Consider the following 21,248-nt stretch of genomic DNA (forward strand, 5'->3'; position numbering starts at 1 on the left):
ATGTCTCAATTTACGCCAGCATCAGGATTACAAAATCCACATATTCAAACCTTATTACCGCGATTTGTTCGTCGCCAGCCACTATTTACACCAGTGACACAGCGACTGACCACGCCTGATGATGACTTTCTTGATCTCGCTTGGACAGAATCTCCTACCGACGATAGCAAACCATTAATGATCCTATTTCATGGTTTAGAAGGTAGCTTCCATAGTCCGTATGCCAATGGACTATTGTATGCTGCAAAACAACAAGGTTGGCTTGGGGTAATGATGCATTTTAGAGGATGCAGCGGTGAACTAAATCGTCAACCTAGAGGCTATCACTCAGGTGAAGTCAATGATGCACGCTTTTTCATTACATGGTTACGTGAGCAATTCCCCCAACGGCCTTTTATCGCAGTGGGAGTATCCCTTGGCGGCAACATGCTGATTAACTACCTGGCAAAATATGGTGATGACAGTGATCTCGTTGCCGCTCAAGCGGTGTCTCCCCCATTAAATTTAGCCTCATGCTCGGCACGTATCCAACAAGGCTTTTCTAAGATCTATCAGCAATATTTACTCAGTTCGATGAAACGCACAATGGCAAAACGAATAACACTTCATCAAGACAAAATGCCCATCACCCACCAGCAATTAGAGGCGATAAATACGGTATGGCAATTTGATCAGCACATTACCGCCCCTCTCCATGGTTTTATTGATGCTGACGATTATTATCAACGTTGTAGTGGCCTTCAACAGCTCAACTTGATCAGCACACCACTGCGAATTATCCATGCCAAAGACGATCCGTTCATGACCGAATCGGTGATCCCATCACAACCATTGCCGGATAATATCGACTACAACTTATATGAAAAAGGTGGCCATGTTGGGTTCGTTAGTGGTTCTATTTTTAAACCGACGTTTTGGCTCGAACACAGCGTTCCAACATGGTTTAAAACCAAACTCACCACTCCTCAATAGGGCTAGTGATATTTTTATCATATACTGCGCATATCAGTAACGCAGTCGACGAGACATAAAATGATCATTCCTTGGCAAGATATCGCCCCAGAAACACTGACTAACCTGATTGAACAATTTGTGCTTCGTGAAGGCACTGATTACGGAGAAGTTGAAATGAGCTTAGAAAACAAAGTGAATTACGTAATGCAGCAATTGAAATCCGGTGATGCTGTGATTGTATTTTCTGAATTACATGAATCTGTCGACATAAAATTACGCAATCAGTTGCAATAAGTTTTATTAATGTGAGTCGTGCTTAGAGAGTTACGACTCAAAACTTGCCTCCGCTAGCAGTTTCACTTTTCAATCCCGACATCCTTGTTAACTTGTAGTAGCATTGTCGCCCTATCTGGCAATTTTATTATTGCCTGCTTTATCATTTATCTTTCGATAATCAACAACGACAAGGTTAGTCATGTCTGCAAAACATCCTATTATTGCAGTTACTGGTTCATCAGGAGCAGGAACCACGACGACTTCTGAAGCATTCCGAAAGATGTTCAATATGATGAACATTAATGCGGCATGGCTAGAAGGCGATAGCTTCCATCGCTATACCCGCCCTGAAATGGACACTGAGATCCGCAAAGCTAAAGAGCAAGGTCGACACATCAGCTATTTTGGCTCAGAAGCCAATGACTTTGCCCAATTAGAGCAATTTTTCAAACAATATGGTGAAGATGGCACAGGTCGCTTTCGCCGTTATCTACACACGTTTGACGAAGCTGTGCCCTACAACCAAATGCCCGGAACCTTTACTCCGTGGCAACAATTAGCAGAAAACACCGATTTACTCTTTTATGAAGGTTTACATGGTGGGGTTGTCGATGGCGAGATCCATGTCGCACAACATGTTGATCTTCTAATTGGCATGGTACCCATTGTTAACTTGGAGTGGATCCAAAAAATTGTTCGTGACACGAGAGATCGAGGGCATTCTCGCGAAGCGGTGATGGAGTCTATCGTTCGATCAATGGACGATTACTTAAATTATTTAACCCCGCAATTTTCACGTACGCATATCAACTTTCAACGTGTACCAACCGTTGATACCTCAAACCCTGTGAGTGCCAAAGGGATCCCAAGCTTGGATGAAAGCTTTGTTGTGATTCGATTCCGCGGTTTAAATAATGTCGATTTTCCGTATTTACTTTCTATGATCCAAGGCTCATTTATGTCACGTCATAACACGCTTGTCGTCCCTGGCGGAAAAATGAGCTTTGCAATGGAATTGATCATGCGTCCACTTATCGAGAAACTGATTAATACGGGGAAAATCAGTTAAGTCAGCACAAAACCAAAATGAATAGAAAAAAGGTTGGCGTAAACACCAACCTTTTTCATCTCAATCAATATTAGGCAGTGATGATTTCATACGAATGAGTCAACTTAACCTTTTCACCAATCATCAAGCATACAGAGCAATATTTCTCTAAAGAATCAGCAATGCTGTTAGCCACTAAGGTTTCATTTAAATCAAAACCTGAAACGATAAAATGCAAATTGGCTGTGGTAAATAAACGTGGAGCTTGCTCTCGACGCTCTGCTGAAATAAGAACTTCACAACCCACAATATTTTGCACCTGGGATTGTAAAGCACTGACAACATCTACTGAGCTACACCCTCCCGCCGCCATTAATACCAATTCCATCGCACTTGGGGCTTTATCCCCTCCATTACCATCCATGACTACACTGTGACCAGAGCTTGATTGACCTAAAAAGGTCATATCTTCTACCCATTTTACTCGGGACTGCATCGCTTAATCCTTATTCAAACGCCCAATAATTGTCTCTAGTTTTATTGATATAATAATGAATGTAAATCCTAATTCTCCGCATTAATAACAACTTTTTTCCTCTCTAAAAATCGTCGTAATAATCTTTACTTATCACACTGCTTAAAATTATCTCGCCGCATTGTGATCCTGTGCACAGTTATCCATATGAAATGAACGAATCTACTAGATCAATATCAAGAAAAAGGCGTAGAAAAAGGATACACTCTAACTTATTCAAGTTAGCTTGCAGCCCAGCGGCTGAATGGATACCCTGTCAGTAGGCAGTTTTTTTTCTCATGATAAAACTTAGAAGAAAAGAGACCAATGCTGTTGGGCAACAAATGCAGAGGAAGTTAGTAATATGGTTCCAGGTAAACCGCAAACAGATCCAACTTTAGAGTGGTTTCTTTCCCATTGTCATATTCACAAGTACCCATCGAAAAGTACGCTGATCCACGCAGGTGAGAAAGCAGAAACGTTGTACTACATTGTGAAGGGTTCTGTTGCTGTACTAATCAAGGATGAAGAAGGTAAGGAGATGATCCTTTCTTACCTAAACCAAGGTGACTTTATTGGTGAGCTTGGCTTATTCGAAGAAGATCAAGAGCGTACTGCTTGGGTTCGTGCGAAAAGTCCTTGTGAAGTAGCAGAAATTTCATTCAAAAAATTCCGTCAGTTAATTCAGGTTAACCCTGATATTCTGATGCGCTTATCTGCTCAAATGGCAAGTCGCCTACAAGTGACAAGCCAGAAAGTAGGTGATTTAGCATTCTTAGACGTTACAGGTCGTATCGCACAGACATTGCTAAATCTTGCAAAACAACCAGATGCAATGACGCACCCTGATGGCATGCAGATTAAGATCACTCGTCAAGAAATCGGTCAAATTGTTGGCTGTTCTCGTGAAACAGTGGGTCGTATTCTGAAAATGCTTGAAGAGCAGAACTTAATTTCTGCTCACGGTAAGACGATTGTTGTTTACGGTACGCGTTAATTTTTAACGTCTTTAGCCGTACAAAAAGCCGCACACTGTTGCGGCTTTTTTCATTTTCTTACCCTTTCAAACAAGTATGAACCTGCTTTTTATCAAGCTTTGCTTCGTTAATTCTGGCGCTATGCATGCAGTAAAAAAAGTAGCTAACATACTCTTTCATCTCTTCTTTCGCAGAAATAATTTCATCACCACGCCCCATTTGTTTAAGCGCTATCTGCTGGCACATGCTGTTATAGCGACTTAAGGTTTGGTTACACTCCTCAGTAGAACTAAACTGCAAGCAACGTTTAGATTTAGCTTTATCACAAACAAGCGCATCACCATTTTGACCTAACCATGAACGAGTACTATTCAGCATGAATGCAGTTTCAAAAGTGTTTTTTAAAGATTGATTTAACTGCTCATGATTAGCGACCGTAAACTCACGTTTAGCAACGACCTGATCTTTATACAGCAATTCAAATACCCAAGAACCACTGACTAATTCATAAGGTTCTGAAAACTGCCAAAGCGCCAAGTTTTTATCGTGTTTGTACATGGTATCGGACCATGTTGATACCGTCGTTGCTTGCTTCGTTGCTGGGTTTATCAGTTTAGGATGCGTCATACGCGCTGTAATAGGAAATGCCGTTTTTGATTTCATCTCATCACTGGCGCCATCAGGGATCTCTATTGCATAACGAAACCCGATATATTGCCCAAGTTTCGGGGTCACTAATTTAGTACTTGCCTTTACCGTATAAACAGCCCCATTTTGGGTGATCACACCACCTTCTGAAATCGTCACCTTAGGTACATTGTTATCCACTGAAGATAAAGAACTACATCCGGTCAATGCTAACAATAACAGCCCTACTATTGTGATCCATCTAAGATTCATATTACTTCCACCTAATCCAAAAGCATTGAAGAAAGAAATACTTATTGATAACTTTCTAACTAAAACAAAGCATTAGATAATAAAGCAATGTGACATTTTTGATGTACCGATAAGATCACAAATTAGCAATTACATGCAAAATAAAATCGCTAAAAGGAATGAGTAATGCTTTAACAAATAATTCATCAATCCCATTCAAACTTTGTGTCTTTTATGAGAACAATTAATTTGTATTGCTCAAATTAAGTGCTACATTCTGCGTATGAATGGACTTTCTTTTTCTCGCGGTAATGGAATATGGATATTGAACGTTTTGCCCCGAATAGCTACACCACTGTACCTGGCGCTATCGCTCCTCAACCTACAACTATTGAGATGACAGGCTTTAGTGACCGTCGTTGTTATTTAGAACAGCAGACAGGTTTACGTCGCTGTCCTGCTGAAGACAGTGGTATTTGGGGATCCCCCCTCGACAATTAACAGATTCAAAAAAAGCAGCCAAATGGCTGCTTTTTTAATGCATCGCTTACATCATTCAAGAGTTATAAGTACTCTCAAAGATCTTATCAGCCGAAGCTTCAACAAACCCGCTATAAATCTCACCATCAGGCTGCAAATAACGTTTAGCAAACTCATAAAACCCACCAGAGACCAGCATCTCACCATCAGAAAACGTGACCATGACTTTATCAGCCATGGTTGCTGATTGCTCTAGCATCACAGTAGGATCGCCTTTTACCGCACCGCCTGCCTGATTAATATCAAAACCACTCGATTCAAGAAAATGGTTCACTTCAGAAATTTCATTAAATTGCTCAAGCTGATTAATATCAACAGTAAAATGATTGGCACCAAAACCATGTGCTGCTACCCATCCTGCATATTCACTTTCTGCATTTAAAAGCTGATAACTATCGCGACTTAATTGCCATGGTTTACCTTGAGAGAGAAAAGCAGGATTGGCAAAATAGTCATCATCAACTTGATCGACAAGCTGCCGTACTTCTGTTTGCAACTCTGTTGAACATAATCCTAATTGCAGTTCACTAATAAATACTTTAGGCGCAGCAGGATCGGGGTGTTCAAAATGCTCTGCATATAACTTTTTCGCTTTGAAATGGTATCGACCTTTGGGTTTATAACCTACCGCAATAAATGGAGCCGCTAATCTTGCTAAACCACATTTAGGTAAGGCAAAGGTACGCAACGCAATATGATCATTTCTAAGTGGCGCATCTTCGGTAAGCAATTGCCGAATATTCAGCGCTGAAGGACATAATCGCTGAGTATAATCTTGCCATAACGCGGTAAATAGTTGTTCCATGCTGCACAATCCTTACTGTAAATAATACAGTGAACTTATTAATCTCAGAGTGAAATACCCGGAGATAACTGCTCAGGTAAGCATGTTGACTCACCTTCCATTGATGCCATTGGGTAAGCACAATAATCAGCAGCGTAGTAAGCACTTGGGCGTAAATTACCAGATGCTCCTGGGCCACCAAACGGTGCATCTCCACTCGCTCCCGTTAACTGGCGATTACGATTTACAATCCCCGCGCGAATATGATCAATAAAATATTGCCATTCACTATCATCGGTTGATACAAGCCCAGCTGATAAGCCATAACGGGTGTCGTTCGCAAGACAGACGGCTTGAGCGAGATCTTGATAACGCACTACCTGCAATAATGGGCCAAAATATTCTTCATCGGGTAAATTTTCGATATTCGTAACATCAATGATCCCTGGTGTAACCACCGCACCTTGTCCGCGCTTTGCCTCTACCAATACTTCGCCACCAAGCGATACTAATTGTCGCTGAGTTTGCACAATATTGTCTGCTGCTTGACGGGATATTTGAGGCCCCATAAACGGTGCAGGCTCGGCAAATGGTCCATCGACAACAATAGCTTTGGTTGCTTCCACTAAAGCTGCCAACAACGTATCCCCTTCGCTACCCAAGGGTAAGTATAGTCGGCGAGCACAAGTACAACGTTGTCCTGCGCTGATAAAAGCAGATTGTAAAATGGTATAAACGGTAGCATTGAGATCACCATAAGCATTGGAGATCACCATAGGGTTATTCCCCCCCATTTCTAATGCCAGCATCTTGCCCGGTTGACCTGCAAATTGGCGATGCAGAATATGCCCAGTATTAGCACTGCCCGTAAATAATAAACCATCAATATCTTTTGAAGCGGCGAGTGCCTCTCCGGTTGGGCGAGCTCCCTGCACAAGATTAATAACCCCATCAGGTAATCCTGCTTGTTGCCAGAGTTTCATTACAACTTCAGCCGTTTTAGGCGTTAATTCAGAAGGTTTGAATACCACCGTATTACCTGCAAGCAATGCGGGTACGATGTGGCCATTGGGTAAATGACCGGGGAAATTATAGGGCCCAAATACAGCCATCACCCCTAATGGTCGATGACGTACAATCGCTGTCGTACCTGCGATATCTTTTTCGCGTTGGCCTGTCCGTTCATGATAAGCACGTAAAGAAATCGCCACTTTCCCTACCATTGCTCCTGCTTCTGTTCGAGTCTCCCATAACGGTTTACCCGTTTCTTCTGCTATCGTAATGGCAATATTTTCACTATTCTCCTTCACCAACTCGGCAAATTGTTCCACGATGGCTTGGCGCTCAACAAGGGAAGTATGACGCCATTGAAGTAACGCTGCACGCGCAGCATTCACCGCTTGCGAGACTTGCTCGCTTGTCGCGGCTCGGCCTTGCCAAATCACTTCATCAGTAAAGGGGTTGAGCGATGTTATCTCATCACCTAAACCATCGACCCATTGACCCGCAATCCATTGACTCATACTTCTCTCCCCTCTTTGTATTCGTAGTTTTACAGCTCAATAAAGCGCACAGGCTCACCGGTATTAACCATGAGAGTATCAGCGACCTCTTGCGTCATAACCACGGTTTGCGCTTTATCATTGATTTCCAGTGGGCTCGCAACAGCACGAAAATCAGTAAATGATGTATTCGCCACTAGGCACTGCTGTTCACTTTGATGATCGTTAATTTCAACGATATAACGTTTTGAATGACGAACAGTTTCAACATTACGTACATCACATTCAACCGTAGGGCCTGCATCAAAAATATCGACATAGCCACGGCATGAAAAACCTTCATTTTCTAGCAAGCGTAATGCAGGACGCGTATTGTCATGAACTTGACCGATGACCGCTTGGGCTTCTTTGCTCAGTAAATTGACGTATATCGGAAGTTTAGGCATTAAGTCCGCAATAAAGCCTTTTGCTCCGATACCCGTTAGATAGTCAGCATGAATAAAATCAATCGAGAAAAAGTTATCTTTTAACCATTGCCAAAAAGGTGAGTTCCCTTCTTCATCGGAAACACCGCGCATTTCGGCAAATACCACATCAGCGAAACGATGGCGATGCTCTGCCATCATTAAAAAGCGCGCTTTAGACAATAGGCGACCATTTAAACCTTCACGCCATGGTGTACGTAAAAATAATGTGCAAAGCTCGGTATCACCGGTGTAGTGATTACCTAATGTCAGTAACTGTACGGTATTGTGTACCCCTAATCGGCGCGAGGCATGAACCACAGTACTTAGATGATAGTTATAAAAAGGGGCTTCTAAGCCAATCGCCGCTTCAATGGCAGTAGTACCTGCTATCTCGCCGGTATCTGTATCTTCAGCGACCATCAGGTAGCCTTCATCCTCAGGGCGAACGACATGTTTGGCAAAGCTGCGCTCTGAATGAGCAATGCGGTTACGAAGCATTTCTTCGTTAACAGGTAATGAAGTAAAACCATGACCTGATTCTTCAGCGCACTGCATGAGTGCAGAATAATCATCAGCGATGATAGGACGAATGACCAGCATCGACTTCCCTCCTGATGCAGGTAGTGACTATTGCCACTAACTAGATGGATAACAATAAGTCTTATAAGATAACTGGCAGTCGTTCCTCAACTGCCAGCAGCAATGCAAAGTAGAATTACTCGGCGTTATAGAGTGTTGCGATAGCGCGTTCTAGACGAGCCATACCTTCATCCACATCGGCTTTTTCAATCACTAGCGATGGCGTAAAGCGCACAACACTCGTACCAGCAACTAACATCATCAAGCCTTCTTTACCGGCTTGAACAAGAATGTCACGTGCACGACCTTGCCACTCTTCTGTGAGAGACGCTCCCAGCAGTAAACCTTTACCGCGGATCTCAGCAAAAATTGGGTATTTAGCATTAATCGCTGTGAGCCCTTCACGGAACCATTGTTCACGCTCTTTCACTCCAGCTAAAACATCGGGTTTACTCACTTCATTAATTACCGCTTCCGCAACAGCGCACGCTAACGGATTACCACCATACGTTGAACCATGAGTCCCGACTTTTAAATGCTCTGCTAATGCTGTTGTGGTAAGCATTGCGCCAATAGGGAACCCCCCCCCCAGCGACTTAGCCGTGGTTAAAATATCAGGTGTGACACCTAAACCTTGATAAGCATAAAAATCGCCAGTACGACCATTACCGGTTTGGACTTCATCAAATATCAATAAGGCTTGGTGCTTATCACATAATTCACGCACGCCCTGAACAAACTCAACACTCGGGCTAACCAAACCACCTTCACCTTGCAATGGCTCCATCATCACCGCACAAGTTCGCTCAGACATGATCTCGGCTAAAGCTGATAAATCATTGTAAGGAATATGCGTTACCGCTTGAGGTTTAGGGCCAAAACCATCGGAGTAAGCTTCTTGCCCACCAACCGTAACGGTGAAAAAAGTACGACCGTGGAAGCCTTGATGAAAGGCAATAATTTGATCTTTTTCAGCACTAAACTTATCGACTGCATAACGGCGAGCCAATTTCAGTGCCGCTTCGTTAGCTTCAGCACCCGAGTTAGCAAAAAAGACTTTGTCAGCAAAACATAACTCAGTGAGTTTTTTCGCTAAACGCAACGCGGGTTCATTGGTTAACACATTACTTAAATGCCATAATTTATCGGCTTGATCTTTTAATGCGTTAACCATTATTGGATGGCAATGACCCAGACAACTCACCGCAATTCCACCGGCAAAATCGACATATTCACGATCATGTTGATCCCATACTCGCGCACCACTGCCACGTACTGGGATCTCAGCCATAGGTGAATAACAAGGTACCATTACCTCATCAAATAAATTACGTTCTACTCTTTGCTCTGTAGTCATCACATTATCCTTCTGTGTATAACGCTATAATCATAGTATTTACATTTTATTAACCTTTGCCAATAGCAGAATATTTTTTTTGCTCTTTGGCAATGATGCTGTTTTTAATAAAACTGACATAGTTATGCGTTATCTCGGCAAGTTTATTAACTAACAAAGGCAGAAAGGTGTGTTTCCTATCAGGAAATGAATAGTACAGAGAAATATGCTAGTGAATAGCTTTGCAATTTCAACAAATGAGAGTTGGAAGTATAAAAATAGAAGAGATGTGGGTGATATCGCGATTTTAAGACAGGAATATAATAAAAATCGCGATTTAATTCGAAATCTAGCGCTTAAGAAAGTTGGCTAATAAGGCGTGACCTTGTTCGGTCAGAATGCTTTCAGGATGAAATTGTACCCCTTCTAACGGCAATGTTTTATGGGCAATCCCCATAATTTCATCAAACTCCCCTTCACGTTCTGTCCAGGCAGTGATGTTAAAGCAATCTGGCAGCGTATCTTGTTTAACAACCAATGAATGATAGCGAGTCACTGTTAATGGATTATTTAACCCTTCAAATACATTGGTATTATTATGCTTGATCGGAGAGGTTTTACCATGCATCACTTGCCTTGCTCGTACCACATCCCCACCAAAAGCTTGTGCTAACGATTGATGACCTAAGCACACGCCTAAAATAGGCAATTTACCAGCGAAGTATTCAATAGCTTGTAGTGATATACCTGCTTCATTTGGGGTACAAGGTCCAGGAGAGATGACTAAATGGGTGGGTGCTAGCGACTCAATACCTGCGAGATCAATCTCATCATTACGGACAACCTTAACCTCAGCGCCTAACTCACAAAAGTATTGATACAGGTTATAAGTAAATGAATCATAGTTATCAATAATTAACAGCATATATCTACAGCGACCTTTTCTATTCTGCGCCCTATTGTGCAACACATCACTAGAAACGCAAACCATAAAAAAAGCAGAGCAAATGCCCTGCTTAATCTATTTAATCATTATTGATCAGTATGGACGCGCCACAAAGCCTACCGCTTGGTATGCTTTTTTCAGTACTTCAGCCGCGCGTGCAGAGGCTTTTTCAGCACCTTGCTTCATTACGCTATCAAGGTAAGCACGATCAGCACGAATACGATGGTATTCAGCTTGTACTGGCTCAAGCATAGCAACTAATGCTTCACCGACATCTTTCTTAAATGGGCCATACATTTCAACGCCTGCATATTGTGCTTCAATTTCAGCATACGTCTTTCCTGTTGCGCCTGAATACAGACCCATTAGGTTTGAGATCCCTGCTTTGTTCTCTGTATCAAATGCAATACGTGGCGGTGTTTCTGCATCAGTTTGTGCTTTGTTAACCTTCTTAAGAATCGATTTTGGATCTTCCAACAAAGTGATCACATTCTTACGGTTATCATCAGACTTAGACATTTTCTTAGTCGCGTCTTGTAGGCTCATTACACGCGCACCAACCGATGGAATGTACGGCTCAGGAATTTGGAAAATTGAACTTTCTTCTGTGCCGTACAAATTATTAAAACGCGTAGCAATATCACGAGCTAACTCTAAGTGCTGCTTCTGATCGCTACCTACAGGTACTTGATGTGCGCCATATAATAAAATATCAGCAGCCATCAATACTGGGTAACCGAATAAGCCCACGTTTACATCATTCGCATGACGCGCTGATTTGTCTTTAAACTGCGTCATACGACTTAGCTCACCCATTTGGGTGTAACAGTTTAATAACCAGCCTAGTTGAGCATGCTCAGGCACATGTGACTGAACAAATAACGTGCTCTTTTGTGGATCAACACCCACCGCTAAACAAATCGCTAATGCATCTAACGTTGCTTCATGCAGCGCTTTAGGATCTTGACGTACTGTAATGGCATGCAAATCAACCACACAGTATTGGCAATCGTAATCGTCTTGCATCTGTTCCCACTGACGCAGCGCACCTAGGTAGTTACCAATACTTAATTCACCAGAAGGCTGTACGCCACTTAATACAATGGGTTTACTCATGATCAGACAATCCTGTTAGTTTCTTATTCATAGAAAAGCGAGAGGCATACTCCCGCTTTTTACTTTGTTAGCCAGTGTACACTGGAATGTACTAGTCGCCTAGTTTAACCACATTTGCTAATTGCTTGAAGTGATCGCACACAACATCAGGTGCACTCTCTGCAATAGGCTGACCGTAGTTATAGCCATAGGTTAAGCCCAACGAATGGCATGTTGCAGCTTTTGCTGCCAAGATATCATTGCGAGAATCCCCCACCATTAACATCTCAGACGCGGCAATATTATGTTTTTCCATTAACCAATGCAGTGCATAAGGATCTGGTTTTTTCAGTGGGAAAGTATCACCACCAATCACATCAACAAAATACTCGCTGATGCCATGCTCTTCAAGTAAATGCGGGACAAATTGCGACGGTTTATTGGTCACAATCGCCATTGACATACCCGATTGATGAAATGCAGCGAGAGTCGCTTTTACGTCGGCATACAATGCACTTTTTACATGACCGCCAAGCTCGTAGTAGTGATCAAATAATTGGCGAGCTTCTTTTTGTAGCTCTGGATCAATCGTTGGATCGACATCAACACTTCGGCTTAATGCGCGACCAATTAAAATATCAGCACCATTACCGATCCAAGTGGTAACTTGCTCTACGGTCACGCCTTCTCGTCCAAGGTGACGCATCGTTTTATCAGCAGCATCCGCTAAATCAGGTACGCTATCGAGTAATGTGCCATCTAAATCAAACGCTATAAACTTGATGTTTTCAAATACCATTAGCATTTAGCCTCAGCCAATTCTGCGCGCATTTTGTCTATCGCGACTTTATAATCAGGTTCATTAAAAATGGCAGAACCCGCGACAAACATATCTGCGCCAGCAGCTGCAATTTCTCGAATATTATCAACTTTCACGCCACCATCAATTTCAAGACGAATATCACGGCCTGATGCATCAATACGTTTACGAACTTCACGTAGTTTATCAAGTGTTGCTGGAATAAAAGATTGACCGCCAAAACCTGGATTCACTGACATCAATAAAATCATATCGACCTTATCCATTATGTAATCAAGGTGGTGAAGTGGCGTTGCCGGATTAAAAACCACACCCGCTTTACAACCATGCTCTTTGATCAGTTGTAAAGTACGGTCAACATGATCTGACGCTTCAACATGAAACGTGATCATTGTTGCACCAGCTTTAGCAAAATCAGGAATAATGCGATCCACCGGTTTTACCATTAAATGCACATCAATCGGTGCGGTAATACCGTAGTCACGAAGAGCCTTACAGATAGGTGCACCAAACGTTAAATTAGGCACGTAATGGTTGTCCATTACATCAAAGTGAATAACGTCTGCACCCGCTGCTAACACCTTGTCAACGTCTTCACCCAAACGTGCAAAATCAGCCGATAAGATAGATGGAGCAATCAAGAAGTCCTTCATGTACTTGCCTCTCTTCGATACACAAAACCTGATACTTGGAAAACCAAGCCCAATAAATTGCCATAATTCTACCCGAACCGCGAAATATTGTCCCAATGGATTTATTTATTACTTCAGTTGATCAAAATGATGAGACAAGCCACTACACTCAGTAAAAGAGCGAGATAAAAAGAGGCGAGGTGGATATAACTAAGTCAAAGAAAAGCACACCAATACAAGTTATTGTGAGTGTGTTAGCAGCGTTATTTGGCGTTCAATCAGATAATAATCGGCAGCATGATTTTAAACAATCAAGCCCATGGCCATTTATAGTTGTGGGAATTGTAATTATTGGCGCAATGATTATGGCAATCATTGCCGTTGCGCGATGGGCAACGGCGATATAATCATTCTTCTTCAGAAGAAAACGCGGGCGCCTGCTCTGTGCTTGATACAGAGAATAGGGCTAACAGCTCATCGACCTTATTGCGCCCACTGCCATTGCGGCTAATGGTGCGTTTTACTTTAACTACTGAAAGATCTGCACCTGTGTATAAACGACGCGTTAGTGCTGTATCGTGGTTAGAAATTAACACCGCAATATCTCTATCCGTTGCTGCTTTTTCTGCAACATCAGCAAGGGTGGCTTGATCATCTAAGCTAAAACCATTACCTGAATAAGAGGTAAAATTAGCCGTGCTAGATAATGGCGCATAAGGCGGATCGCAGTACACCACACACCCTTTTCTCGCGCGTGAAAATGTTTGGAGATAACCTTCACAGACAAACGTGGCTCGTTTTGCTTTTTCCGAGAAATAATACATTTCAGCTTCAGGGAAATAAGGCTTTTTATACGAGCCGAACGGCACATTGAAGCCACCTTTTTTGTTATAACGACATAAGCCGTTAAAACCATGGCGGTTCATGTATAAGAAATACAATGAGCGTAAATACGGATCATCACTCGCATTAAATTCTTCACGAATTTTCAAATACGCTTCTTTGTTATTGTATTCAGGCGTGAAAAGTTTACGTGCATCTTCAATATAACGTTCAGGCTCATGCTTGAGGATGTTATAAAGATTGATCAGATCAGGGTTGATATCGGCCAATAAGTAATGGTCGTAATCGGTATTAAGAAAAACCGACCCCGCCCCAACAAAAGGCTCAACCAATTTACGCGCAGGCGGTAGATGTCGTTTAATATCCTCAACGAGAGAGTATTTACCCCCAGCCCATTTTAGGAATGCACGATGCTTTTTCATTAAGCTAAACCCACCAACACTAGCAATATTGTCACGAAAGGTCGCGGATTGTACCTCATTTCTACCCTCTACCGATACCAATTCACGTAAATAACTGCCCTCATGGCTTTATTTTCAACGTTCTATTTCTTGTTGAATTTTTCGATATGATTTAGGCCACGGGCTTAACGCTTTTAATTGCTTCGGTAAAGCTTTTATTGCCGAGCGTGCCCGAGTCGCTGTTGTGTAATCACCCGAAATAACAATAAACCATATTTTGCCGTCTCGACGTGTTTTATAAATACGAGAAGAAGACTGGATCTTATTCTTTTCAATAAAGGCTTTGGTTTCATTCCAACTCATTGAAGCTGACAATTGAATTGCATAATGCCTTTTATTTATCGCTAGTATCGAGGCCGTATTAGCAAGCTTAATCGGCGTTTGAACAACTACCTCCTTTTTCGGCAGACGCAGTTTACTGTCTGGCTTTGCAGTCATTGCCGTTGCAGAGAGCTTTACTTCGGGCTCTGTCACCTTAACAGCAGGTAAAGAGTTTACATCATGTGACGTAATATCAGTCGCTGACGCACTTGGGGCTTTTACGTTCGTCGCATCTTCTGAAATCACTATATTATCTGAAGCGGTTTGCTGGCGAGTTTGGGTTGCTACACCATCAGATACAGCAGGTTCATTTTGAGCAGGTACGTCTAGCACCTCTTGGGTAAATTCTTTGGCTGCACTTTCGCCTGTACCACCAACACGTTGCTCATCCATCATCGCATCAATCAAGGGTGATGGTACAACTACCCGTTGCGCTTCTTTTTCAGCACGCCCCACCGTCAGCCCTTCACTATGGATCTCTATCGGTAATGGCTTTTCATCAATAACGATGTCTGTATTCTCGATAGGATCAGCCACAATAGGCTTGGCCTCAGATGCAAGAGAGGTATCACTAGGCGTAACTTCAGTTGTATTTGTATTTTGTAATGTCTTAAATCCAAACCATCCCGCAATGATGATGCAGACTATAACAATTAAACCTATTAACAGCTGCGTTGGGGGTAAACGTCGCGATCCTTTAGTCATAGCAGTAACGTCCTGTTGTGGTAATTGTTGTAATGCACCAGGGCGAGGTTCAACTCTCGCTAATCGTGACTTAATGTCTCGTCGATGCTGACTTCCGAGTTGCTCATCATTAAGTAACATTTCGCTAAACTGACTAATTTCATTAGGGCTTAGCTCACTAATGTCTAACTCAAGTAAGGCCGGCCCTATTGTACGAACAATATCGCCGAATGGCTGAGTTATGGCATTAGGATCAGCAAAGAGCAATACATTAATTTGCCAACCAGAATGCATTTCTGTTTGACGAACCAGTGCCCATAATTCAGTAAGTAATTCAGGCGCCAAAAAGTGTGCATTATCAATAATAATAACGAAGTTGATCTTTTCAGGCAGTAAATGCTCAGCACTTTGACTTAACGAGTCTTGCTCGTTAAACATCGGAGTGGAGTGAAATTGTTGCAGTAGAAGTGTTCGTTGTTGCAGTAGTGTTTGATCATCAGTGCACGTTAGCAATGCTTGTTCAGCATGTTGTGCATAGTTTTCGAGATATTGATGCGCGAGCCACGTTTTTCCAGAGCCTTGCGTACCGTTCAATAAAATAAGATGAGAGCTAAATCGAGTAAGAAATTGTACTCGAGAGAGCAACTGGATCTGGCTATCCAGATCCAAGTTTTTTGCCTCTAGTGTGCTACGCATGATTAACCACTACTTAGTGATTAATCACATCCCGCAATACTTCATGTGTCACATTAGACACGACTTCAGCACTGCCAATGGATGTCGGTAGAACCAATCGTAGTTGGCCTGATAATACCTTTTTATCGCGCATCATGTGCTTAATAAAATCATCGAAGCCCATTGTTTCAGGTGCGATTACCGGTAGCTTTGCTCGCTCATGTAGTCGAATAATTCGCGCTACATCGTCATCACTAATAAGGCCTTGTATTGCAGCAGTTTTAGCCGCTAGTACTGTACCTGCCGACACCGCTTCGCCGTGCAGCCAGTTACCATAGCCCATCTCTGCTTCAATCGCATGACCAAATGTATGACCGAGATTAAGTAAAGCTCGTACACCTGATTCTTTTTCATCAGCCGCAACAACATCTGCCTTAATTTGACAACAACGTGCAATGGCATAACACAATGCATCGTTATCGAGTGCTTGTAAGCGTTCAATGTTGTCTTCTAACCAGACAAAAAAGTCGTGATCGGCAATAATGCCATACTTGATCACTTCAGCCATTCCCGCTGCAAACTCACGTTCAGGTAGGGTTTGTAAGCAGTGATTATCAATCACTACCGCTTTGGGCTGATAAAAAGCGCCTATCATATTTTTACCCAATGGATGATTCACTGCGGTTTTGCCACCAACAGATGAGTCCACTTGAGAAAGTAATGTTGTAGGTACTTGAATAAAATCTACGCCACGTTGATAACTTGCAGCAGCAAAGCCCACGACATCACCAATGACGCCGCCACCGAGCGCTACAATCACAACATCACGACCATAATTACCATCAAGTAAGAAAGTCATGATTTGATTAAAAGTCTCTAACGTTTTGTATTGTTCACCATCAGGGAGAGAAAGTAATGCCACTTGGCACTCTAATGAACTGATGGTTTCCATTACCTGCTGTGCATACAGCGGGGCAACAGTTTCGTTACTGACCACTACCACCCGCTTTCCCGCAGGAATCGCAGATGCAAACAACGCCGAGTTGCAAAACAACTCGGCGCCAATTGAAATAGGGTAGCTTCTGTCATCTAAATTGACATTGATCCGTTCCATGGTCAGCTTCTCTCTTTTTGTTGATTAACGCTCTTCTAGCATTTTGATGATTTGGTTTGCCACTACCTTCGCACTTTGATCATCAGTGCGAACAACGTAGTCAGCTACTTCTTCATATAATGGATTGCGCTCTTCTGCAAGTGCTTCCAGCACTTCACGAGGCGTATCAGTTTGAAGTAGAGGACGCTTTTTATCGCGTTGAGTTCGAGCTAGTTGCTTCTCGATAGTCGTCTCTAGATAAACTACGATACCACGTGCAGAAAGGCGATTACGGTTCTCTTTAGTTTTAACAGAACCACCACCAGTTGCCAGAACAATGCCTTGCTCTTGTGTTAGATCGTCGATAACTGCTTCTTCGCGAACACGGAAACCGTCTTCACCTTCAACATCAAAGACCCAACTAATATCAGCACCTGTACGTTCTTCAATAACTGTATCTGAGTCAAAGAATTCCATATGCAGCTGCTGTGCAAGGTGTCTACCAATAGTGCTTTTGCCGGCACCCATTGGGCCGACCAAGAAAATATTTCGTTTTTCAGCCATTTTTAGCAATTTTACGCGCGGTTAATAAAACGACACCACCCGCAGGCTCTATTAATTAATAAGCCCGAGGCGCCAAGTTCCTCACATATAATTCGTGATAAGACAGAAAATTATCTCAGGACTGATAGCTATATTGCAAGCGCTAGTCACTCCTAATCAGTATTTTATTATGCCTGTCCTACCAAAAGAGGTCGCCATAATGGCTCAGCAGCGGTCTAAGGTCAATCGTAATAACCTTGTAATTCCGCTATCGCTGAGCATGAATACGGCAAAATAATAATTATATAGCCCAATAAAAACAACGGATGGAACTAATTTAATAAGAATCCATCCGTTGCTATAACAGTGTAGCTAAATTTTTATGGTTTGTTGATTAGCAGTAAATACTACTGAATAACAATTTTAGGCGTCACGAAGATAAGTAATTCACGTTTACCCATTTGTTCCATTTTATGACGGAATAATGCACCTAATACTGGAATATCGCCCAATAACGGTACCTTACGTGTCACGTTAGTCATACTATGTTGGTAAATACCGCCTAAGACCACTGTCTCGCCGTTATTTACCAGTACTTGAGTACCAATACGTTGAGTATTAATAGAAATCGCAGTACCCGTGCCTGTAGGGACATCTTCACCTTTGTTATCTTGAGTCACTTCAAGATCTAACACAAGTTTATCATCCGGTGTAATTTGTGGTGTAACCATTAAACTCAGCACTGCTTTTTTAAACGATACCGATGTTGCACCACTGGATGATGCTTCTAAATACGGAATTTCTGTACCTTGCTCGATATACGCCGTTTTCTTATTGGTTGTCATCAAACGAGGACTAGAGATAATTTCTGCTTTATTTTCAGTCTGTAACGCCGAAAGCTCTAAATCAAGTAAGATATTCCCTAGCTTTGCCACTTGGAACGCTATTGAAGCCGCACCTGCGCCAGCACCTAGATTGACGTTAAGGAAATCATCAACGGTTGCATCTTCACCTAATAAGCCAGAGCTTGCTAAATTACCTTCAATTGAACCGCCAACCGTCGTATCACCATTAACTTTCGATACCCCCCAACGCACACCAAGCTCATCAATATCACCTTCATTAATGGTGACAATACGCGCTTCGATTTGTACCTGCTTAACCGGGATATCAAGTGATGACACAATATCTTTGATACTACGAATATTATCAGGGGTATCTTTGATGATGAGCGCATTGGTACGCTCATCAACATGTAATGAGCCACGCTCAGAGAGCATCCCAACACCATCAGTACTGCCGCTTAAAAGCTCTGCAATGTCCGTTGCTTTCGCATAGTTCACTTGAATCAAATCAGAACGCAGACTCAACAACTCTTGTTGCTTGCGCTTAGCTTCCATTACCTGATGTTCGCTTGCGGTGAGTTCCGCTTTAGGGGCAACCAATAACACAGAGCCACGCACACGCTTATCTAAGTCTTTTGATTGCAGAATAATATCTAACACTTGCGGCCAAGGCACATCATCAAGACGTAGCGTGACATTACCACTAACAGAATCTGAGACCACCAAGTTAAAGTCGTTATAATCAGCAATTAACTGCAAAACATTACGCACAGGGATATCTTGGAAGTTAATTGAGATCGGCTTGCCTTTATAATTGATCTTGGCGTTAGAGCTAGTGCCTTTTACCGCTTTTTTCACACGCTTTTCAATGATAACTTCAAGACGCTTACCACGAAGATTATAATCATAATCGTAGCTGCCTTTCATATTGAAAATTAAGCGCGCACCTTTAGATACACGCATAGTTTCTATACTATTAACAACCGTTGCAAAATCAACGACATCAAGCGTATAAACCATGTCATCTTTAAGTACGGTATCAAAAATATCTAGCTGCAGTTTGTTACCATTACGACGTAAATCAACTAACGACTGCGGCTTATCTAAACGAACGGTTAATACCCCTCGTCCTTTTCCATCACGACGAAAATCAATGGCTTGAATCTGATTATCGATCATTCCAGCTGCAGGTACAGCAGCAACACTCGGAAAAGCTAATGCTCCACAGCATAATAGCCAAAGTGTTGCTAGATACTGGCGGCTTAACATCCACACATTCCCTTTCATAACTTATCCTTGATTACTGCTGAACTAGCGCCAGTTTAGTCGGTCGTTTAAGCCAACATCCTTTGCCATCTGGTAATGTTTCTTCGATTTCAATTATTTTGTCGCTAACCGTAAGTACCTTGCCGCGATTTAGACCAATATATTGCCCTGGCTTAATTTTCATTAAGTCGCCTTCAGGTGTAAAAACTAATCCCCAAAGTTGCTTCTTGTTTCCAATCGCCCCTTTCATTGAGAGTTTTTCTAACGCAAAGTTTTCAAGTTTGCTGAGTTGGCGGTCAAGCTGAGGTTGCCAACACTCGCCCGTTTCTTTCTTGGCTAGTAACTGCTCTGGAATTGGTTTAACAAACGGTACTCGTTTGCTCGTCATGACAAACTTTTCAGCCTCAAAGACAAAAGGCTCAGGCAAAGGCTTAACTCGCGCTTTTGCTTCGTTATGGGTCGTTGCGATAAACTCTGCGACAGAATCATCATTGGCCTGACACCCCACTAAACCAATAACAATAGGTAATAACCACACTACTTTTTTCATAGCTTAGCCCTCATCACTATTGATCTTTTCTTGGCTTGGTGTCTTGAAACGATAGGTCGTTGCAGAGACTTTCAAAGACAAGGTTTCATCAGGCTGACCTAACGGCTTAACTCGACTTAACTCAGCATTGTTTAAGTTAACAATACGAGGCAAGCTCGCAACGGCTTCCGCGAACTTACCAATTTGCTCGTAATTCCCCGTCAACTGCATATTGATAGGTAATTCGTAATATAACTCGTGCTCAACTCTGGGTGCCCATTTGATTGATTGGAACACCAAACCATTATTGACACCGATATCATTAATCCCCGCGAGCAAACTCGCTAGCTCTTGCTCCTCCGGTAATTGCTCAATCATTTCATTGTAACGGCGGTTTAATTCTGCAACTTGCTCTTTAACCCTCGGCAGTGCAGCGACTTGTGAAGCTCGACTGACTAACTGTGATTTAAGGGTCTGCTCTTTTTGTTTCATTTGCTCAAGCTGATCATTTTTAGGGCTAACCCAATACCAATAACCAAACGCGCTTAACGCCACAGCCAAGACCGTTGCCACAATACATTGAGGCAGCAAAGGCCATTCAGTGATTTCATCTAATTCAAGTTCTTGCCAATCAGCCAT

General features: G+C 42.4%; 23 protein-coding genes. 6 read left to right on the top strand and 17 right to left on the bottom strand.

Annotation, left to right across the window (positions count from 1 at the left end):
- The 3 genes from BTO08_RS12100 (at position 1) to BTO08_RS12110 (ending at position 2,299) form a co-directional block, all read left to right on the top strand.
- Positions 1–972, top strand: a complete 972-nt coding sequence (locus BTO08_RS12100) for a hydrolase (protein ID WP_045130380.1) — start codon at positions 1–3, stop codon at positions 970–972.
- Positions 973–1,032: 60 nt separating this feature from the next.
- Entirely contained in the window at positions 1,033–1,248 is a 216-nt protein-coding gene (locus BTO08_RS12105; protein ID WP_005371799.1) for a YheU family protein, read from the top strand.
- Between the two features lie 181 nt (positions 1,249–1,429).
- On the top strand, positions 1,430–2,299 hold the full coding sequence (locus tag BTO08_RS12110) for a phosphoribulokinase (protein ID WP_005371800.1): 870 nt from the start codon (positions 1,430–1,432) through the stop codon (positions 2,297–2,299).
- A 70-nt stretch (positions 2,300–2,369) separates the two neighbouring features.
- Here the strand turns inward: BTO08_RS12110 and BTO08_RS12115 are convergent, their stop codons facing one another.
- Entirely contained in the window at positions 2,370–2,774 is a 405-nt protein-coding gene (locus BTO08_RS12115) for an OsmC family protein (RefSeq protein WP_005371801.1), read from the bottom strand.
- Between the two features lie 382 nt (positions 2,775–3,156).
- On the opposite strand from BTO08_RS12115, the gene crp reads away from it, so the two are divergent.
- Positions 3,157–3,789 (top strand): cAMP-activated global transcriptional regulator CRP, encoded by a 633-nt coding sequence (gene crp / locus BTO08_RS12120; protein ID WP_005371802.1) that lies wholly within the window; start codon positions 3,157–3,159, stop codon positions 3,787–3,789.
- 58 nt (positions 3,790–3,847) lie between these two features.
- On the opposite strand, the gene BTO08_RS12125 is transcribed toward crp, so the two are convergent.
- Positions 3,848–4,669, bottom strand: coding sequence for a DUF3859 domain-containing protein (locus tag BTO08_RS12125; protein WP_105061093.1), 822 nt, complete (start codon positions 4,667–4,669; stop codon positions 3,848–3,850).
- Positions 4,670–4,966: 297 nt separating this feature from the next.
- Here BTO08_RS12125 and BTO08_RS12130 point away from each other — a divergent pair, with 297 nt between their 5' ends.
- Entirely contained in the window at positions 4,967–5,149 is a 183-nt protein-coding gene (locus BTO08_RS12130; protein WP_005371804.1) for a hypothetical protein, read from the top strand.
- Between the two features lie 55 nt (positions 5,150–5,204).
- Here the strand turns inward: BTO08_RS12130 and BTO08_RS12135 are convergent, their stop codons facing one another.
- From BTO08_RS12135 to rpe, 8 genes are all read right to left on the bottom strand, one after another.
- Entirely contained in the window at positions 5,205–5,993 is a 789-nt protein-coding gene (locus tag BTO08_RS12135; RefSeq protein ID WP_105061094.1) for a DUF1338 domain-containing protein, read from the bottom strand.
- Positions 5,994–6,037: 44 nt separating this feature from the next.
- Complete coding sequence (astD, locus tag BTO08_RS12140) at positions 6,038–7,495, bottom strand: succinylglutamate-semialdehyde dehydrogenase (protein ID WP_105061095.1); 1,458 nt, start codon at positions 7,493–7,495, stop codon at positions 6,038–6,040.
- Between the two features lie 29 nt (positions 7,496–7,524).
- Positions 7,525–8,541, bottom strand: coding sequence for an arginine N-succinyltransferase (gene astA, locus BTO08_RS12145; RefSeq protein WP_105061096.1), 1,017 nt, complete (start codon positions 8,539–8,541; stop codon positions 7,525–7,527).
- Positions 8,542–8,656: 115 nt separating this feature from the next.
- Positions 8,657–9,877, bottom strand: coding sequence for an aspartate aminotransferase family protein (locus BTO08_RS12150; RefSeq protein WP_105061097.1), 1,221 nt, complete (start codon positions 9,875–9,877; stop codon positions 8,657–8,659).
- A gap of 328 nt (positions 9,878–10,205) precedes the next feature.
- A complete protein-coding gene (locus BTO08_RS12155) occupies positions 10,206–10,781 on the bottom strand; it encodes an aminodeoxychorismate/anthranilate synthase component II (RefSeq protein WP_105061098.1) in 576 nt (191 codons plus the stop codon).
- 114 nt (positions 10,782–10,895) lie between these two features.
- Complete coding sequence (gene trpS / locus BTO08_RS12160) at positions 10,896–11,918, bottom strand: tryptophan--tRNA ligase (RefSeq protein WP_105061099.1); 1,023 nt, start codon at positions 11,916–11,918, stop codon at positions 10,896–10,898.
- Positions 11,919–12,009: 91 nt separating this feature from the next.
- On the bottom strand, positions 12,010–12,696 hold the full coding sequence (locus BTO08_RS12165; RefSeq protein WP_431356670.1) for a phosphoglycolate phosphatase: 687 nt from the start codon (positions 12,694–12,696) through the stop codon (positions 12,010–12,012).
- Positions 12,696–13,370, bottom strand: coding sequence for a ribulose-phosphate 3-epimerase (rpe, locus tag BTO08_RS12170; protein WP_105061101.1), 675 nt, complete (start codon positions 13,368–13,370; stop codon positions 12,696–12,698). The genes BTO08_RS12165 and rpe overlap by 1 nt, the downstream gene beginning before the upstream one ends.
- Before the next feature lie 179 nt (positions 13,371–13,549).
- Here rpe and BTO08_RS12175 point away from each other — a divergent pair, with 179 nt between their 5' ends.
- Entirely contained in the window at positions 13,550–13,756 is a 207-nt protein-coding gene (locus BTO08_RS12175; RefSeq protein WP_105061102.1) for a DUF2970 domain-containing protein, read from the top strand.
- Here BTO08_RS12175 and dam read toward each other — a convergent pair whose 3' ends face one another.
- The 7 genes from dam to BTO08_RS12210 form a co-directional block, all read right to left on the bottom strand.
- Positions 13,757–14,614, bottom strand: coding sequence for an adenine-specific DNA-methyltransferase (dam, locus tag BTO08_RS12180; RefSeq protein ID WP_105061103.1), 858 nt, complete (start codon positions 14,612–14,614; stop codon positions 13,757–13,759).
- A gap of 114 nt (positions 14,615–14,728) precedes the next feature.
- On the bottom strand, positions 14,729–16,354 hold the full coding sequence (locus BTO08_RS12185) for an AAA family ATPase (RefSeq protein ID WP_105061104.1): 1,626 nt from the start codon (positions 16,352–16,354) through the stop codon (positions 14,729–14,731).
- Positions 16,355–16,367: 13 nt separating this feature from the next.
- The gene (aroB, locus tag BTO08_RS12190; RefSeq protein ID WP_045083869.1) at positions 16,368–17,447 is read right to left on the bottom strand and encodes a 3-dehydroquinate synthase; all 1,080 of its coding nucleotides are present in this window, start codon (positions 17,445–17,447) and stop codon (positions 16,368–16,370) included.
- A 24-nt stretch (positions 17,448–17,471) separates the two neighbouring features.
- Positions 17,472–17,990, bottom strand: coding sequence for a shikimate kinase AroK (gene aroK, locus BTO08_RS12195; RefSeq protein ID WP_105061105.1), 519 nt, complete (start codon positions 17,988–17,990; stop codon positions 17,472–17,474).
- Between the two features lie 386 nt (positions 17,991–18,376).
- On the bottom strand, positions 18,377–20,101 hold the full coding sequence (locus BTO08_RS12200; RefSeq protein WP_242446255.1) for a type IV pilus secretin PilQ: 1,725 nt from the start codon (positions 20,099–20,101) through the stop codon (positions 18,377–18,379).
- A gap of 13 nt (positions 20,102–20,114) precedes the next feature.
- Entirely contained in the window at positions 20,115–20,630 is a 516-nt protein-coding gene (locus BTO08_RS12205; protein WP_105061106.1) for a pilus assembly protein PilP, read from the bottom strand.
- A 3-nt stretch (positions 20,631–20,633) separates the two neighbouring features.
- Positions 20,634–21,248, bottom strand: a complete 615-nt coding sequence (locus BTO08_RS12210) for a type 4a pilus biogenesis protein PilO (protein WP_045149904.1) — start codon at positions 21,246–21,248, stop codon at positions 20,634–20,636.

The sequence above is a fragment of the Photobacterium angustum genome, assembly GCF_002954615.1.
Taxonomy (GTDB): Bacteria; Pseudomonadota; Gammaproteobacteria; order Enterobacterales; family Vibrionaceae; genus Photobacterium; species Photobacterium angustum_A.

Coding starts and splice junctions, on each gene's coding strand:
- trpS (WP_105061099.1), bottom strand. CDS start 11,918: ATGAGTAAACCCATTGTATTAAGTGGCGTACAGCCTTCTGGTGAATTA.
- astD (WP_105061095.1), bottom strand. CDS start 7,495: ATGAGTCAATGGATTGCGGGTCAATGGGTCGATGGTTTAGGTGATGAG.
- crp (WP_005371802.1), top strand. CDS start 3,157: ATGGTTCCAGGTAAACCGCAAACAGATCCAACTTTAGAGTGGTTTCTT.
- dam (WP_105061103.1), bottom strand. CDS start 14,614: ATGAAAAAGCATCGTGCATTCCTAAAATGGGCTGGGGGTAAATACTCT.
- BTO08_RS12150 (WP_105061097.1), bottom strand. CDS start 9,877: ATGACTACAGAGCAAAGAGTAGAACGTAATTTATTTGATGAGGTAATG.
- astA (WP_105061096.1), bottom strand. CDS start 8,541: ATGCTGGTCATTCGTCCTATCATCGCTGATGATTATTCTGCACTCATG.
- BTO08_RS12135 (WP_105061094.1), bottom strand. CDS start 5,993: ATGGAACAACTATTTACCGCGTTATGGCAAGATTATACTCAGCGATTA.
- BTO08_RS12115 (WP_005371801.1), bottom strand. CDS start 2,774: ATGCAGTCCCGAGTAAAATGGGTAGAAGATATGACCTTTTTAGGTCAA.
- rpe (WP_105061101.1), bottom strand. CDS start 13,370: ATGAAGGACTTCTTGATTGCTCCATCTATCTTATCGGCTGATTTTGCA.
- aroK (WP_105061105.1), bottom strand. CDS start 17,990: ATGGCTGAAAAACGAAATATTTTCTTGGTCGGCCCAATGGGTGCCGGC.
- BTO08_RS12185 (WP_105061104.1), bottom strand. CDS start 16,354: ATGCGTAGCACACTAGAGGCAAAAAACTTGGATCTGGATAGCCAGATC.
- aroB (WP_045083869.1), bottom strand. CDS start 17,447: ATGGAACGGATCAATGTCAATTTAGATGACAGAAGCTACCCTATTTCA.
- BTO08_RS12100 (WP_045130380.1), top strand. CDS start 1: ATGTCTCAATTTACGCCAGCATCAGGATTACAAAATCCACATATTCAA.
- BTO08_RS12200 (WP_242446255.1), bottom strand. CDS start 20,101: ATGAAAGGGAATGTGTGGATGTTAAGCCGCCAGTATCTAGCAACACTT.
- BTO08_RS12205 (WP_105061106.1), bottom strand. CDS start 20,630: ATGAAAAAAGTAGTGTGGTTATTACCTATTGTTATTGGTTTAGTGGGG.
- BTO08_RS12165 (WP_431356670.1), bottom strand. CDS start 12,696: ATGGTATTTGAAAACATCAAGTTTATAGCGTTTGATTTAGATGGCACA.
- BTO08_RS12110 (WP_005371800.1), top strand. CDS start 1,430: ATGTCTGCAAAACATCCTATTATTGCAGTTACTGGTTCATCAGGAGCA.
- BTO08_RS12155 (WP_105061098.1), bottom strand. CDS start 10,781: ATGCTGTTAATTATTGATAACTATGATTCATTTACTTATAACCTGTAT.
- BTO08_RS12105 (WP_005371799.1), top strand. CDS start 1,033: ATGATCATTCCTTGGCAAGATATCGCCCCAGAAACACTGACTAACCTG.
- BTO08_RS12130 (WP_005371804.1), top strand. CDS start 4,967: ATGGATATTGAACGTTTTGCCCCGAATAGCTACACCACTGTACCTGGC.
- BTO08_RS12125 (WP_105061093.1), bottom strand. CDS start 4,669: ATGAATCTTAGATGGATCACAATAGTAGGGCTGTTATTGTTAGCATTG.
- BTO08_RS12210 (WP_045149904.1), bottom strand. CDS start 21,248: ATGGCTGATTGGCAAGAACTTGAATTAGATGAAATCACTGAATGGCCT.